Raw genomic sequence first — 17,116 nt, 5'->3', positions numbered from 1 at the left:
TTTTCAAACGTTGTAAAATAAGACGTGGCCATTTGTAATTCCAACACATCTTTTCTACTTTTATGAGCAAGTAATCAGCGGAATTATATGGCGGCGTATGATCAATTTAATGATGAAATGTTACTTCCTCTGATTGCGGATGGAGATGAAACCGCATTTACAGCCCTGTACAACAGGTATTGTCCCAAAATATACGCTTATCTCAACAGGACAACCAAAATTCCGGAAATAGCAGAAGAACTTACCTATGATATCTTTACCGGCCTGTGGACAGGTCGCGACTTACTACCAGACATCCGCAATGTGAATGCATTTCTTTCTAAAGTTGCTTACAACAAGGCGATGGACTTCTTCAGGCTTGCAGCCAACCGTCAACGTTTACAGGCAGTAGTGGCCTCCCGGATGGCACACCCTGTCACCACCCCGAATGCCGATGAAAGGCTGCTGGAAGCTGAGACCAAACGTATCCTGCAGGAAGCCATCGATCATTTAAGCCCCCAGCGTAGAAAGGTTTTTATCATGCACCGCGAATTGGGCATGACCCATGAACAAATAGCCCAGGCGCTGAGTTTATCTCCCGAAACTGTAAAAACAACCATGTCTAAAGCGCTCAAAAGTATGCGTGCTTTTCTACAACAACGCGGTGTGGAAAGTGTTATATTATTATACTATTTAATGTCCGGAAAATAATTTTTCCAGGGCAGTACCACCCCCACTCTTTTCATTCGTCTTATCATAATAGAGATTTATTTTATGGCAAATAATCAGGAAAGGTTTGCATACCTGTTTCAGCAATATATGCAGGGAAAAGCAACCCTGGAAGAGCAACAGCAATTCTGGGACGCTATGGCCGGCGTGCGACGGGATGAAGAAGCATTCCTTGAATCTGCCATGCTGGAATACTGGGAAAATGAATCTCCCGCCAGTGAACTGAACAGTGAGCAATTACTACAGCGGGTGCTGGCACAAAAGAAAATCCAGTTCAGCAGGCCGGAACGTTCCTACTGGCCTGCTGCCGCAGCTGTACTACTGATATGTGTAGGCATCACCTATTGGTGGTGGAATAAACCAGCCACACCTACCGCCCCCACCCTGGCAGTGCATGACCTGCCAGCCGGACGTAAGCAGGCTACACTCACCCTTGATGATGGCAGCACGCTCACTTTGGATAGTACACGACATGGACTGCTGGCACACCAGGGCAATATAACGGTCAACAACCTGCCGGCCGGCCTGCAATATGAAGGAAAAAGCAGTGGCAGCGCGGGGTATAACATACTGACAACATATAAAGGGCAACAGTATCCCGTGACCCTCGAAGATGGCACCAGGGTATTATTGGATGCGTCTTCTTCGCTCCGCTTCCCTGTCAGCTTTGAAGGCAGCGAACGGGAGGTGCAGGTGCAAGGCAGGGCATGGTTTATTGTTGCACCACATCCGAACAAACCATTTTATGTAACAAAAGGAGATAAAAAGGTGATTGTACTTGGCACCAGGTTTAATGTAGACGCCTATAACGATGAAAGTACAACGCGCATCACACTCATAGCAGGCAGTGTTAAGGTAATGAATGGTCCCACCACTCAGTTGCTGTACCCGGGACAGCAGGCCATTCTTGACAATAACAGCGCGGACATATCAGTGAACAAACATCCGGACATTGAAGAAACGATTGCATGGACAGACGGTAGTATGGTATTTAAGAATGCAGATATCGCCACCATCCTCAAAGAAATTGAACGATGGTACGATGTAAAGGTTGTCATACAAGGGAAACTGCAGGAACACAGGTATTACTTCAGCGTATCCAGATCGGCCACCCTGGCTGAGGCACTGCGCTTTCTACAGATCTATCACATAAATTACAAAATCAATGAGGAGGAAAAAAGTCTGATCATTCAACCACAGTAATCAGGAACCAACCATTATCAGTAAAAAACCGGAAGTGATTGGACCCACTTCCGGTATAAGCTGGACATTAGAAAACATAGTCTGAGGGGACTAATTTATTTAACATCCAAACAACCAAAATTATGCAGTTACCTGCTAATGGCAAAATATTGCCATTTATGTCACCAAAATCGCTTTTGATTATGAAGCTTACTGCCTGGCTTTTATTAATAACCTGTTTACAGGTCTATTCCAAAAGCAATGCACAGATTACCCTTACCATGAAGAAAGCTACACTCGAAGAAGTGCTGCAACAGATCCGCCAGCAAAGCGGGTATAATATGGTATATGATGTTTCCATGGTTAGGCAAAAAAGTCATGAAGTAAATATCAAATTGGTCAATATCCCTGTGACCAGTGCCCTGGAACAGGTGCTGGCCGATCAGCCACTTACCTTTAATCTTGCAGGCGGAAACAGTATCTATATTGTAGAACGCGCACTGAGTGCCCCACAGGATTCAACGGTAAGAGGTATCGTAACAGGCAATGATTTCGTACCATTGCCAGGAGCGACCATCAAAGTTAAAAATACAAAACTGGGCACCAGTAGCGATGTACAGGGCGCCTTCTCCTTTAAAAGTATTCCGGCCGAAGCTGTGTTAGAAGTTTCTTTTATAGGTTACGAAACACTGCTGCAAACGTATAATGGGAAAAACTTTCTTAATATCCACCTCAAACCAGCTACCAGCAAGCTGGATGAAGTGCAGGTAATGGGATATGGTACCACCACACGGCGTTTTTCAACCGGAAGTATTTCTACCATCAGTTCAAAAGAAATTGCGCAACAGCCTGTTACAAACCCTTTACAGGCACTTTCCGGCCGGTTACCAGGCATTCTCATTACCGAGCAGAGTGGTACCCCGGGCGCTGGTATCTCCGTTCAGATCAGGGGTATTGGCTCTCTCCTGTCAGGTACGGACCCCTTATACATTATTGATGGTGCGCCATTTACCTCAGAAGCTGTGTATACAGCCGGGGGGAATACCAATGGTTATCTTAAACCTTCCTTTGGCAGCAGTCCGCTTAATAATATTAACCCGGCAGATATTGAAAGTATCGACGTCCTGAAAGACGCAGATGCAACTGCCATCTACGGTAGCCGCGGCTCTAACGGGGTGGTGCTGATCACGACAAAAAGAGGAAAGCCGGGTAAAACAAATGTTGATATCACAGCCTCCACCGGATCTACCCGCGTAGCAGATATACACGCGGTAAAACCACTGAGCCTGCAGCAATACCTGGAAGTTCGCAGAACAGCTTTTGCCAATTCAAATGCGACACCTACGGTGAACAATGCCCCCGACCTCAAAGTATGGGATACAACAAAGTCAACCGATTTTCAAAAACTCATGATTGGCAAGGCAGCTGTTACGCACGACGCAAACATTACATTTTCCGGTGGCAGCCAGCAAACTAACTTTTTGCTAAGTGGTACTTACCACAGGGAAACTGCCGTTATTCCGGGTGACTATAACTACCAGCGGGGAGCGATTCACTTTACAGCCGAGCACACCTCGCCAGACAGGAAATTCAACGCTACCATCAGTTCTACCATGTCATGGGATAAAAATAATAACATCGACAGGCTGGGATATTCTTATGACCTGGCCCTGGTAGGCCTCACCAAAGCACCGAATTTTCCGTTATACGACAAGAATGGGGGATTATATTGGATGAACAGTTTTTCGCTGAATTACGATAATCCACTGGGTTATATATATGCGCCCTATAGCATGAAGAATAACAACCTGATTGGCAATATCTCCCTGCGCTATACTCCCGTGAAAGGACTGAACATAAAAGTCAGTTCCGCATACAACAAATTGCTGTCTAACTCACAGAAGCTGTCTTATAGCAAATCTATTAATCCTTATCAGAATACCCTGCCCAGCGCATACTTCATGGAGAATGTACTGGAAGGCTGGAACATAGAACCACAAGCCGATTATACACATGCTATCAGTCGTGGTACTTTAAATGTGCTGGCAGGCACCACCTTCCAGTCGAATTCATTTAACCAGCCCTATTACCTGGTAGCCACCAATTATACATCAGATGCATTGCTGACCAGCCCCAGTGCTGCGGGTTCGCTACGTGTATATACCTTCTCCTCCCAGTACAAGTATCAGTCTGTATTCGGGCGTATGAACTATAAATGGGACGATAAATATATTCTGAATGCTAATTACAGGTGGGACGCCAGTTCAAAATTTGGGATCAACAACCGCTATGGTAGCTTTGCTTCAGTAGGCGCTGCGTGGGTATTCTCCCAGGAAGCATTTATGCAATCACTCAGCCAGGTTATCAGCTTTGGTAAACTGAGAGCCAGTTATGGTACATCCGGCAATGACCAGATCAGCAATTACCAGTATATGGACACCTACTCCACCAGCTATTATGGTTATAACGGCGTAGGAGCGATCATTCCCAGCCGTATTGCCAACCCCGACCTGAAATGGGAAGTAAGTAAAAAAAGAGAAGTCGGGTTAGAACTCGGTTTTCTGAAAGACCGTGTCCTCCTGACCGGTGCCTGGTTCCTGAACAAAACAAGTAATCCCCTTGTACAGGGTCCGCTGTCTACAGTAACCGGGTTCCCTACTTCCTTCATGAACCTCCCGGCTACCTTAAAACAACAGGGGATGGAATATTCCATTAATGCACAACCGATCAAACGGAAAAATTTCTCCTGGTCAACTACTTTCAACATCACCTTTGCCGACACCAAACTCGCCTCATTCCCTTCCATTCAGAGTACTTCCTATGCATATACAAATGTAGTAGGTAAATCTATGAGCGGATTATATGGGTATCAATTCATGGGGATTGATCCTACCAGCCACCTCCCCTATTTCCTGGATGCGAACAAGAATGGCACCACTTCATTTACCACTGAAACCGGGTTGATGGCAAATGGTCTGGGAGACTACGTGTATTTCGGTAAAAGCAATCCCGATTATTACGGCGGTTTTAGCAACTCATTCCGGTACAAAGGCTTTCAGCTGGATGTGTTTATACAGTTCACCGGCAGGAACCTGAAGAAGAACTCGCAGTCATTAACAAACGTACCGGGATATAATCCTGTGAATATGACACAGTCTACTTATAAGTTATTTAAGGAAACGAATGGAAAGATTGCCACCCGGACTTTTTCGTACAGCGAGAATACTCCTTACCTGTCTGCCATCAAGTACGGACTATCCGATGCTGTATATAGTAATGCCGCATATGCAAGGTTGAAGAATGTATCACTCGTCTACAACTTTGACAGCAAATGGATTTCGAAAGTGAAGTTGACTGCTGCACAGATTTACGTCAGGGCACAAAACCTGCTGACGGTTACGCATTTTGATGGTTATGATCCGGAGACGGGTGCGGCAGGTATTCCACCGTTAAGAACAATTACCGGAGGATTTAAATTGACATTCTAAAAACAGACAATCATGACACACAATATAAAATACATATTACCGGTAGTTTGCTTCTTCCTGCTGGCAGGATGTAAAAAATTTGCCGATGTGGACGCCCCTTCCAACCAGCTGAGTTCCGGCAACGTATTTACAACTGATGCCACAGTAGGCGCTGCAATGGCTGGTTTGCTCAGTACATTGGGCACATCAGATTCCTACCAGCTGCAATTGGGTCTGTCTTCCTTTACCGCGATGACTGCCGATGAACTGGTATTTAATAATACCTCTGACACCTATGATCCGTTCGTTAAAAATGCCCTGGGGGCCAATAACCCGGATGTTCAAAGTCTGTGGACGGCCTTATACGAAGTCAACTACCAGGCAAACAGTATTATTGATGGAATCAATAAGAGCTCCGGAGCGATCTCGGATTCTGTAAGAACGGATGCACTGGCGGAAAGCCGCTTTATCAGGGCATTCTGCCACTTCTACCTGGTGAATATATGGGGCGATGTACCACTTGTCACTACCACCAATGTCACCTATACCAAATCAATTGCGCGCAGTAAGAGTGATAGTGTATACAAACAGATTATCGCAGATCTTGAATTTGCATCGGCCAACCTGAATACCAATTATACTTTTTCAGGTGGCAAAAAGATCATGCCCAATAAATACGCTGCCATGGCGATGCTGGCAAGGGTGCACCTCTATATGGGCCACTGGCAGCAGGCTGCAGATTATGCAAATACTGTGATCAGCAATGGCTTGTACAGTCTCCTGTCGTCTGATAATATAGGAACCATTATGACTGAGAACAACCAGGAAGCCATCTGGCAGCTGGAAGCCGCCTTTACCACAGGGTATACTACTGAAGGCCAGTATTACCTGTTGCTGAGCCCTACGCCGAGTTATCTGATCACTGACCAGCTGTTAGGTGCCTTTGAATCAGGTGATCTCAGGTATAGTAACTGGATAGGCACTGTTACCGTCGACAATGTAACTTATCATTATCCATATAAGTACAAGGTAACTGCAAATAATCCGGGTGCTGCGGAATATGCCACTTACCTGCGGCTGGCAGAACAGTATCTCATCCGTGCGGAAGCAAACATGGAACTGAATAACCTGGATGCAGCCATCAGCGACATAAATATTATCCGCAATCGTGCTGGTCTGGGTAATACAACTGCCACTACAAAAGATCAGTTGAAACTGGCCATTGAAAAAGAAAGAAGACTGGAGTTGTTCTCTGAATATGGACACAGGTGGATGGACCTGAAACGTACAGGTAGAATTGATGCGGTATTAGGTGCTACGAAAAGCAACTGGTCTGCCACCGATGCACTATACCCGATACCACTCAGCGATATTCACAATGACCCCAACTTAACACAAAACCCGGGTTATTAAAACCAGTTGTCAACATAGTCCTGTTTAGTCGATTACCATCCTGCCGATATGATTGTTTACCGGCAGGATGGTATTACTTTATAAGGCCGTTACCTGCCATTGCTGATTCGTACCACTATTCCAGTTCCACTGTATCACGGTCGCTCCATTTGCCGTAGATGTGGAATTCACATCCAACGCAAACCCACTATTCCTGTTCAATACCTTGTAATATCCAAAACCGATATCAATGACCTGCCACTGTTGATTTGTACCGCCGGCATAATCATATTGAATCACCGCCGCGCCCGCAGTCGTAGCACCTCCACTCACATCCAGTGCCTTTGAACTGTTCTTATTGATGATAGACTGGTAGTTATTCGCCAGTGCATTAAACGTCCACTGCTGATTTGCTCCACCCCAGTAATCCCACTGGTCAATCGCTGCACTATTGGCAGTAGACTGATTATACACTTCCAGTGACTTCCCACTGTTCCTGTTGATCACTTTGTAATAAGTACCTGCTGTGAACGATGCATAGGGCGGCGTGATGGAACCTGTACCCCATGCATATTTCAAACGAGTAAGACCAGATGTATTATTGGTGGTCAGAGATGACCCGGTAGAAGTAAACATACTGTAAGTATCCCCTGTTCTCAATCCGGGCCAGTACACACCACCAACGCCCAGGTCGTGCAACGAATTCGTCATCCCCTGCAGGTACGTGTTATTCACATTTGAACCCGGTGCACCTGTATAATTGGTGCCATCCGTCATCACAGTGCCGAATTCAGTCACGATTGTACGCGTAGGGTAAGCCAGTGATTTCACCGGTTGTTCCCAATCAGCAGTAGTCGTCTTACTGGTTTCAAACCAGGTGTAATCATGGAAAGACAAGAGACAACTGTCAAAACGGGAATCAGCACCAATGGTGTTTACATCAGAAGAATAGCCAACTCCATCCAGCACGAAGCGATTTTTGGGCACACCGGGGTAACGGGTCACAAAGCTGTTATAAAGTGTTTTTAAATTAGTCGCACTATAGCCGTGCGGTTCATTGAAACACTCAAAATACACCAGTGTGTTGGATTTGTAATTCGCCACAATCGTATCCCACATCTGCCAGAATGTAGTGGTGTTATCAACCAGGCCATCGCGGGACGAAGCTCCTTCCCAATAGCCCAGCAGGACCTTCATGTTTTTAGAAGTCGCTTTGTCAATAGCACCCTTGTAAGTGGCCCAGAAAGAACTAACGACCGTAGATGGATTGACCGGCAACCGTACCGTATTTGCACCGGCAGTGATGAAGCCATTGAGAATGTAGTCAGCCTTTGTTTGCATACTGGCATACGTATCTGTCGATACAGTGCCGGAAAGGATCAATGCGTCATCGGCAAAGTTGTCCCTGCTATCCGCCCAGTTAACACCTTTAAAGTCGCCAGAGGTGACAGCAACGGCTACTACAGCCGTAGAATTGTCTAGTTTGAGCGATGACAGATCTGCCTGTTCTTTGTTGCAGGCAAAGGCAAGCATTGCGCTCGCAACGAGGGTTAATTTGGTTTTCATGAACGTGAGAATTAATTGTATAATTTACAATTAAAAAGCTGATTGGAGAAATCAATTTGCAGATGAACAACCGGAACCAGGTATCACCTGGAAAACAGGTCCTATCAGATACCAGAAATATTTCATATTTCTTTTTAGTACCTGTAAACTGTGTGATTTATCCGGTTGTTTCCTACATTTGAAAAATGCAAAACGATCCGGACTTCAACAAACTTGTCTTCGACATCGCCCGTGCCATTCCCAAAGGGCGTGTCACTTCTTATGGTGCCATCGCAAAGGCCCTTGGCAAAGGGAATCTTTCCCGCATGGTAGGCCGGGCTATGGGGTTTGTAGCCGGGGAGAAACCAGCGGTTCCTTTTCAAAGAGTTGTAAACAGCCAGGGACAGCTGACTGGTGATCCTGGTAGTATTGCAAACAGGAAAAAGCTGCTGGAGAAGGAAGGCGTAGCAGTGAAAAATGATAAAGTTGTGGATTTCAGAAAGATCTTCTGGGATCCATCTGAAGAAATAGATATTTGATATCCTGCCAGGAGAAGCAGGATGATAGCAGATCCGCAGGTCGCTGACAGGCAACGGCCGTCCTTATCTCGTGACCATCACACTTCCATGCTGTTCTATATGCTTTCCTTCTGAGGTCACCGCGCTAATCATATACACATACGCCCCTACCGGTGCCTGCTGACTCTTCTGCCAGCCATTCCATCCCTCACTGATATCATGTGTCTCAAACACCAACTGCCCTACCCTGTTAAATACCCGCATACTAAATGACAAAGGTATGTCTGAGGTCTTTACTCTAAACACATCATTCAAGCCATCACCATTTGGTGAAAATGCCGTAGGTAAAATATAAAAGATCTTACAATCCGGACTCAGGCCCAAATACACCGCTGCACTCCCTACACAACCATTTGCATCTTTACCTTTTACCGTGTAGCTTGTTGCACCCCTGAATGTAGCCGTCACATGATCGCCTTTATTGGTGGACAATAAGGTAGCCGGGCTCCACTCGTACGTTTCCGCACCTGTTGCGCGCAAGGTCACCGTATCATTGATACAATACGCACCCACTGTGGGCGTCACCTTTATCTCCGGTGCCAATCCAATGGTCACCACTTTTTCCACTTTTCCTTCACAGGTGCCATCATATGTCGTCAATGTTACCTTGTAATCACCCGGATCCTGCCATGTCACCTCGTAAGGCCCGGGATCATTCCCCGTCACATTTATCGCGTTATAGTAGTTCCAGGTATAAATAGCCGTAGGTGATCCATCAGGTATAAGGGTCACTGTCACCGGCGTACCCGCACATCCGCCAGCTGTTGTAAAATCTGCCTGTGGGCTACTGACCACTGTCACTGTCAGCGGTGCCCTTGCACTCTCACATACATCGGTCTGGCTCACATAATAGGTAGTCGTTCCCGTTACTAAGGCAGAAGGTGTTGGTGCCGTTGATGAACCTGTGCCGCCGGTAGCCGTTGTATACCATAATAAATTTGTACCTATTGCACTCAAAGGGGCAGCGGTTGCATACTGGCAAAGTTTCACCGGCCCGACTACCGGTGCATTCGTCTTTTTTATTGTTACTGTCAGTGCTGCACGATCACTCTCACAAGCTATTGTCTGGGACACATAATAGGTAGTCGTTCCTGTATTCAATGTAACTGGTATCGGCGCAGTTGCAGTAGCTGTGCCACCACTTGCTGCTGTATACCAGCGCAATGAGGTGCCTGTAGCGGTCAATTGAGGGACTGCTTCATTCTGGCAATATTCCAGGTCACTTACCACAGGTGGTGCAGGTTGTGCACTCACCGTTACTTTCAGCGTGGCACGATCACTCTCACATCCACCTGCATCCTGCTGGGTTACGTAATAAGATATGGTACCTGTAGCGGCGGTTGATGGTGTAGGTGCCACTGAAGTCCCTATACCTCCCGTAGCGGTTGTATACCACATGAGGTTCGTTCCGGATGCAGACAATGCAGCCGGCACTGCATGCTGGCAATAAGCCAGGTCATGTGTAACAGGTGGCATGGCCTGGCTGCCGATAGTCACCGTCAACGCAGCCCGATCACTTTCGCAACCTATATATTGAGATACATAATAAGTTGTTGTTCCGTTTGTAGCTGTCGAAGGCGTAGGTGCTGTAGCAGTACCCGTACCACCCGTAGCCGTTGTGTACCACGTCAGGTTTGTACCTGTTGCAGTCAGGGGTGCTGCAGCAGATCCTATACAATAGGTTACATCTGTCACCGCAGGTGCGGCAGGTATTGCATGGACGGTTACCTTCAGCGGTGTGCGATCGCTCTCGCAACCTACATTCTGGGACACATAATAAGTTACCGTACCTACTACCGCTGTCGATGGTGTAGGTGCAGCAGAAGTACCGGCAGCAGCTGCAATGGATGTATACCACATCAGCCCTGTCCCTGTCGCCGTCAATGGTGCAGCCACAGCCCCTTCGCAATAAGCAATATCACTCACTACGGGCATGGGCGGATTATTCGTTACCGTCACCTTTATAGGTGTACGTGCACTCTCGCAACTGCCTGTTTCCGTCTGTGTCACATAGTAATAAGTTGTGCCATTCACACTTGTATTCGGTGTGGGTGCTACAGTAGTACCGCTCCCACCTGATGCATATAGATACCATGTGAGGTTAACACCTGTAGCCGTCAGTGGTGATGCGATAGCACCCGTACAATACGTGACATCTGACACTACTGGTGCGGCGGAACCTGCGGTCACTGTTACCACAAGCGGAGAACGGGTACTCTCACATCCGCTGCTTACTGTTACTTTATAATAAGTTGTTGTACCCACAGCAGTTGTAACTGGCGTAGGTGGGGTATAATCACCGGTTCCACCTGTTGCCGTGGTATACCACAGGTAAGTGGTGCTGGTAGTTCCTAAAGGTGCTGCTACTGCATTTTCGCAATAAGTGACATCCGTTACCACCGGTGCCGCTGGTTGTGGTCGCACATAGGCCATTACGGATGTACGATTACTTTCACACTCACCTGCCTTTGTTTGTGTTACATAATAATAAGTCGCCCCGGTGGCCGTGGTCACGGGCGTGGGTGCGGTAGAAGAGCCGGTTCCACCAGTAGCCGCGGTATACCAAAGTAAATTATCGCCGGTTGCTACCAGTGGCGTTGCATTCATGTGCTGACAAAAATACTGGGTGGCTGCTGTTGGTGTGACAGACAATGTTTTTGTAGATTCATAGATCCCAATATCCACCGTTTTTACAACACGTGGGTTCCCGTCATAATCGGTGGTACTACTTCCCACAGCCGGCAAAATAGTCGCGTCTATGACCGGAGAACAGGGTGCTACATGAAAATTATGTCCGGGACCGTCTACAAACTGCGGATCACTGTTAATGTTGTTTGCCGGCAAATTTGCGTCATCCACATAGATATCACTGTCATGCCAGGTGATATTTGCATCGCTGAAATTAGCAGCGCTATATTTCGCACCTAACCGCCAGATGATTGCAAACTCAATATAAGGGCCTCCTGTTGCACCATTCGCCAGGGAGTTGTACGCCAGGTTTTCCCCATTATCCCAGAACACCACGTTGTCCATCCAGGGCCTGTGTATAGAGGTACTACCATCCAGTATATTGGCTATTACTGAACCCTGTCCTGATATTGTTGTATTGCCGATAAAAATACTGTTGTCGGTATAGTCATTTCCCCAGCATGCTCCCTGGTAAGAAATGGAGATGGCGCCACCTGCTGTTGCGGCCGAGTTCCCATCAAAAATACATTTTGACACTTTCGTAGCCAGGTGAGGTTGTGTGGTGCCTGAAGCGACGCCCAGTACGCCTAAACCGGCGCCATATATTGCATAATTATTGGTAAATGTACAATTGACAATCGTTGCAGCCACCGTGGGTTGAGTGGCATCTGCATACAGATTAATACCCGCACCTGTATTGTACTGATTGGCAGTGAGCGAAGGAAAACCATAAGTAGCCTGTCCATCCCGGATTGTTACACCATCTATTGTGGCATTGACAATACGAACTACATTGTAAGAATTATCGCTCGCAATACCGGCGGTACCGATATCGCCACTCAAAATCGTCACATTCGTTTTCCAGTTTCGTTGTGAAAGCAACACTTCTGTTCCCGCAAATCCTCCATAGATCACCTGGCTGGGTTTAGGCGTAAACGCAATCATCCTGTTGCCCGTGTTAGTAGGCAGGTAAGTACCCTGTGCCACCCAAAAAGTATCTGCCTGATTGCCGGCAGCCAATGCTGCTGCCAGGTCATTATAGGCCGTAGCCCAACTACTTCCAGCGCCAGGTGTTGGATTATTCACATTGACATAAATACGATTGAACGAAAATGCCGCTTGCACAGGCAACAATGCAATGATCAGCCACAGGCACAGGCTAGTTAGTTTGGACATTTGTTATCTGATTAAGATACAGGGTAGTGGTAATGCTTCTTAAATGTTGGTGTTCCCCGTCAGGCAAAAGTATAATAATATTTAGATTATTTTATATTTATCTACCTCTCCTTCACCTGATGGCTTGCGTCACTTCTTTAAAATCAATCACCTGCGATCAAAATACCGGGAACAACTTTATATAAAAATACCGGCCGGATCACTTCAGGAAGGGCAGCCAAACCCGCAGGTCAACTATTTGCTTTTCCGGCGACACCGTGCTTAATAAATAGCCGGAAGAATGTATTGCTCCATCATTTTATCAACCTGCCCATGTGCATAAGGCATGTTGTACGCTGTAGCCGTGATCACTATTACCAGGTCATTGAAGATAAAGATCTTATTCCCTCCATTGCCGGAGCAATAGTACGTTTCATGCTGACCGTATTTTTTATTCCAGAGCAGGTAGCCATAATATTCGTTATTCCTGCCAGTAACGGGCAATTGATGAGACATACTTTTTTTAATCCATTCAGCAGGAATGAGCAGCCTGTTGGCATAGCATAAGCCAAACTTCGCAAAGTCAAGGCTATTCATGCGAATACCACCAGCTGTACTGGGAGCATGCTGTGGGGTGTACTGCCATTGGTAACGGGTAATGTGTAGTGGTGCAAAAAGTGTTCTATCTGCATATTTTTCTAATCCGCCGGGAATGATCTTGTCGAGCGTACTTCCTAACAGCATTACGCCTGCAGTAAAGTAATGCCATTGGCCATGATATTTAACCGTATCTACAGGAAGCCCCAGGGTGAATTGCACCCAGTTTTGAGTAGGGTACATGTTTTCTTCATTCCCGGGTGACTGATCGTCATCATCATCCCCATCAAAGGGGGAGCTCATGGTGAGGAGTTGTTTCAGCGAGATCTTTGCTTTTTCCGCTGCAAGCGGATAGAACGCGCCCAACGTCTGATCTTCCGATTGCAGGTATCCATCCCGGATGGCTAATCCTGTTAATGCAGCTGCAAATGTCTTGCCTACAGAACGCACGTCATGCAGGCTATCACGGGTATTGTTATCGAAATATTCTTCGAAAAGGATCTTGTTGTGTTTGATGGCGACAATGCTGGTAATGTGGCGAAATACGCCAGCATCAATTTCACCTTTTAGCTGTTTTATCTTGTTGGTATCAAATTTTTCATGAGAAACAGGCAGGTCTCTATAGGGCTGTACTTTAGCCAACGGTAAAGGTCTGATGGCTACTTTACGCTTTACGTAGAGCGGAAACTGTCCTTCGGCGATGACCGCGCCTATTCTCAGATCCGGCGTCTTTACATACGGACGCAATTCAATCTTCAGCGTATGTGGTCCTTCTGTAAGCGCGCTATCCCCGCCGTTGTTCATGAAGCGGTACCAGGCATACTGGCTCCAATAGGTTCCTTCATGATTGTAATCAATCAATGGTTTGGTCCATTGCTGTTCGTTGGGATCCGGGAATCCCGGCCATAATTCCGTGTGATATACGAGGTGGTTATCCACATAGAACGTGAATTGATAGTTGCCTTTTTTAGCCAGGGAATCCTGACCGGGTGCCAGTGCTTGCAGGTATGCCATCAAAGGTTGCCGGAGGGTAACCGTAACAGACAGGTTTGATTTATTGGTAAAAACAGTATCGCCTTTGAATACAATAGATTGGGCGTTGGTCTGGCTGGCAACGCATAATAAAATAATTAGCAGGTGTCTTTTCATACTCAAATTTATAACGGGGAAAATCTCGCCTGTTTGTGGTGCTAACATCGTCACAATTAAGGTAAGAAAATATCACGTTATCAGCATTATAAACACACCATATTATCACTTTATTATCCAATCGATAATGAAGTGATAATATGGTGATCTTATTTTGTCAATTTAGCGGACTCTTCGAATAAAAGCTGTATATTCAGTGTATTGTTTTTAACCTCAAAATAATTGCATATGGCCCTGGTAAAAGGCAACATGTTACTTCAATTTGTGCGTGGCACAATAGGCAAACAATTCACTATTTACGAGCGAAACGAGCAGGTGATCATCGCTGCCAAACGCCGGCCGTCAAATAAGAAACCTACGCAGAAACAGCTGGATGTAAGGTGGAAAATGAAGGTGGCGAGTGCGTATGCGGTAGCTATACTTGAAGATCCGGAGATCCGGGCTTACTATCAATCTAAAGCAGGTCCGGGGCAGAATGCCTATAATATGGCGGTAAAGGATGCATTTCATTCTCCCGAAATTCAGAACATCCAGATAGTGGAAGCGGACACGGTGGTGGTCACAGCGAAAAACGAGTTCCGGTTGGCAGAAGTGAAAGTGCAGGTGTTGGATGCTGCGGGAAAAGTGATGGAACACGGAAAGGCGGTACCGGCGAGGAATGGGGTAGATTGGGTGTATCAGGCAGCCAACCTGCCGAAAAAAGGGAAAATAAAAGTGTTCGTGGAAGACCTGCCGGGAAATGTATGTGAAAAGCAGTTACTGCTGGAATGATTTTTTACATCAGTTTATGATGGATAGCTTTTATGGACTGGCTACATCAGCTCATCGGTGATTTACCAAATTTCTTCCTGAATGAATGGGAGAAATGGGACAGGCTTTTAAAACCCAGGTCCAGGTAAATTGTTGACGGCTTTTGTTGCCTGGTTTCAATGAGATATTTAGCCGCATGCAGCCGCTTGTCCAGCAGCCAATGGCGTGGTGGTGCACCAAATGTTTTCTGGAAGTCACGTTTAAAACCTGACAAACTTCGCCCGGTGAGCTGTGCAAACTTCTCAACAGGAACATTAAAATGAAAGTTACTGACCATGAACTTTTCCAGGTCAATCTTATAAGGTGCCGAAAAGTCAAATAAAAAATTGTTCAGTCCCGGCAGGGCAAGCTGTAACAATTTAACGCCTTCTTTTACTTTCAATACACCCAGTTCATCTATCATGTTCGCAGCGGTATTGCGGGCGTATGGAACGACAGATTGAAAATATCCCTGCAGGAAATCGTTGGATGGAATTAAAACGTTCGGCGGGCCGGCGTATTTATTTACGGCTTCCAACTTTTCTTCCAAAGCAATCTTCCGTAACAGTTCTTCCTGCAGCGATATTACGATTGTTTCATAGCGGGAGCCGGGCGGCGGTGTTTTACGCAGCATACCCACCTGGTTTTTTCTAATCAGCAGCATTTCTCCTGCGCCCATTGAGATCTTTTGCCCGGCACTTTCCAGGCACAACTCTCCTGCGACCTGTAGGATCAACGTATGGTCCTTCCAGAAGCACACCTTCTCTGTCCGCTCAACTGAGTAGTAATTGTAAAAGATTACACCTGGGATGATTTCTTCCGGACTGGTCATTAGTTTAACGTTGAAGATAGGTACCACCGCGTATTGCACCTACTGCGAAGGTAGTGTTTAATGTGTTCATTTCTTCGGCGGTAAATTCAATGTCCATGGCTGCGATATTTTCCGGCAGGCGTGACCTGCGGCCCATGCTTACTAATGGTATGATATAATCGCCCTGCTCTTTCACCCAGGCGATGGCGATCTGCGTGGGTGTACAATTTTTGTCGCGGGCTAATTGCTTTAATACGGCTACTTTCTCCAGGTTATGAATGAAGTTGTCACCCTGAAAACGGGGGAAATAATTACGGTAATCGTTAGCCGCAAGTGGTGCTTTCATTTCGCCGGTCAACAATCCTTCGGCCGTGTTGGCAAACGCTACTACCGCAATTCCAAGTTCTTTTGCTACTGGCAGTAATTCACTTTCAATCTGCCGATCGGCCAGCGAATAGCCAATTTCCAGTGCGCTGATCGGGTAGACAGCATTGGCCTGGCGAAGTTGGTTCGCAGTAATCTCAGATACGCCTATGTAGCGTACTTTCCCTTCTTTGACCAGGTCAGCTACGGTGCCGATGATATCTTCCACGGGTACACTGCCATCCATCCTGCTGGGCTGATAGAGGTCAATCGTTTCCACCCCCAGGCGGGTCAGGGAGTAGTTAATAAAATTTTTGATGGCGATGGGGCGCAGGTCCATTCCAAGCGGATGGCCATTGTGAAAGATGGCGCCGAATTTAACACTGATGAAAGCGTCGTTACGCCTTCCTTTGATAGCCTTTCCTATGAGCAGTTCATTATGACCGGCACCGTAGAAGTCACCGGTATTTAAAAAGTTGATACCGCTGCCCAGCGCTGCCTGTATGGTAGCAATGCTTTCGGTTTCATCGGGTGTAGTACCGCCCCAGATAGCGGACATGCGCATACAGCCTAAACCGATGTTGGATACGAGTGGGCCGTTTTGCCCTAACTGAACTTTTGTGATATTTTTCATGATACAAAGTTCAGGATTAAGAGATACCGGTGGTTTCGTGTACGGTTCAAATATAATG

11 protein-coding genes are annotated in these 17,116 nt (G+C 46.5%); 6 read left to right on the top strand and 5 right to left on the bottom strand.

Going from position 1 to position 17,116, the window contains the following annotated elements; translation table 11 throughout:
- The first annotated feature begins 117 nt into the window (after positions 1–117).
- The 4 genes from ABDW33_RS00270 to ABDW33_RS00255 all read left to right on the top strand — a co-directional run bounded on the left by ABDW33_RS00270 (position 118) and on the right by ABDW33_RS00255 (position 6,770).
- Positions 118–690 (top strand): RNA polymerase sigma-70 factor, encoded by a 573-nt coding sequence (locus ABDW33_RS00270; RefSeq protein WP_343688057.1) that lies wholly within the window; start codon positions 118–120, stop codon positions 688–690.
- Between the two features lie 63 nt (positions 691–753).
- Positions 754–1,911 (top strand): FecR domain-containing protein, encoded by a 1,158-nt coding sequence (locus ABDW33_RS00265; RefSeq protein WP_343688056.1) that lies wholly within the window; start codon positions 754–756, stop codon positions 1,909–1,911.
- 182 nt (positions 1,912–2,093) lie between these two features.
- The gene (locus ABDW33_RS00260; protein ID WP_343688055.1) at positions 2,094–5,378 is read left to right on the top strand and encodes a SusC/RagA family TonB-linked outer membrane protein; all 3,285 of its coding nucleotides are present in this window, start codon (positions 2,094–2,096) and stop codon (positions 5,376–5,378) included.
- A gap of 12 nt (positions 5,379–5,390) precedes the next feature.
- Positions 5,391–6,770: a RagB/SusD family nutrient uptake outer membrane protein gene (locus tag ABDW33_RS00255; RefSeq protein ID WP_343688054.1), complete on the top strand. Its 1,380-nt coding sequence runs from the start codon at positions 5,391–5,393 to the stop codon at positions 6,768–6,770.
- Positions 6,771–6,848: 78 nt separating this feature from the next.
- Here ABDW33_RS00255 and ABDW33_RS00250 read toward each other — a convergent pair whose 3' ends face one another.
- Entirely contained in the window at positions 6,849–8,315 is a 1,467-nt protein-coding gene (locus tag ABDW33_RS00250) for an RICIN domain-containing protein (RefSeq protein WP_343688053.1), read from the bottom strand.
- 185 nt (positions 8,316–8,500) lie between these two features.
- Between ABDW33_RS00250 and ABDW33_RS00245 the strand changes: the two genes are divergently transcribed.
- Positions 8,501–8,833 (top strand): MGMT family protein, encoded by a 333-nt coding sequence (locus tag ABDW33_RS00245; protein ID WP_343688052.1) that lies wholly within the window; start codon positions 8,501–8,503, stop codon positions 8,831–8,833.
- A 63-nt stretch (positions 8,834–8,896) separates the two neighbouring features.
- On the opposite strand, the gene ABDW33_RS00240 is transcribed toward ABDW33_RS00245, so the two are convergent.
- Together ABDW33_RS00240 and ABDW33_RS00235 are read right to left on the bottom strand one after the other, a co-directional pair.
- Positions 8,897–12,736, bottom strand: coding sequence for a gliding motility-associated C-terminal domain-containing protein (locus tag ABDW33_RS00240; protein ID WP_343688051.1), 3,840 nt, complete (start codon positions 12,734–12,736; stop codon positions 8,897–8,899).
- Positions 12,737–12,997: 261 nt separating this feature from the next.
- Positions 12,998–14,461: a serine hydrolase gene (locus ABDW33_RS00235; protein ID WP_343688050.1), complete on the bottom strand. Its 1,464-nt coding sequence runs from the start codon at positions 14,459–14,461 to the stop codon at positions 12,998–13,000.
- Positions 14,462–14,689: 228 nt separating this feature from the next.
- Here ABDW33_RS00235 and ABDW33_RS00230 point away from each other — a divergent pair, with 228 nt between their 5' ends.
- On the top strand, positions 14,690–15,232 hold the full coding sequence (locus ABDW33_RS00230; RefSeq protein WP_343688049.1) for a hypothetical protein: 543 nt from the start codon (positions 14,690–14,692) through the stop codon (positions 15,230–15,232).
- A 46-nt stretch (positions 15,233–15,278) separates the two neighbouring features.
- On the opposite strand, the gene ABDW33_RS00225 is transcribed toward ABDW33_RS00230, so the two are convergent.
- Entirely contained in the window at positions 15,279–16,082 is an 804-nt protein-coding gene (locus ABDW33_RS00225) for an AraC family transcriptional regulator (RefSeq protein WP_343688048.1), read from the bottom strand.
- Positions 16,083–16,086: 4 nt separating this feature from the next.
- Positions 16,087–17,058, bottom strand: coding sequence for an aldo/keto reductase (locus ABDW33_RS00220; RefSeq protein WP_343688047.1), 972 nt, complete (start codon positions 17,056–17,058; stop codon positions 16,087–16,089).
- Positions 17,059–17,116 lie beyond the last annotated feature (58 nt).

It is taken from the genome of Chitinophaga sp., from assembly GCF_039596155.1.
Taxonomy (GTDB): Bacteria; Bacteroidota; Bacteroidia; order Chitinophagales; family Chitinophagaceae; genus Chitinophaga.
This window is presented reverse-complemented; position numbering and strand designations above follow the sequence as displayed.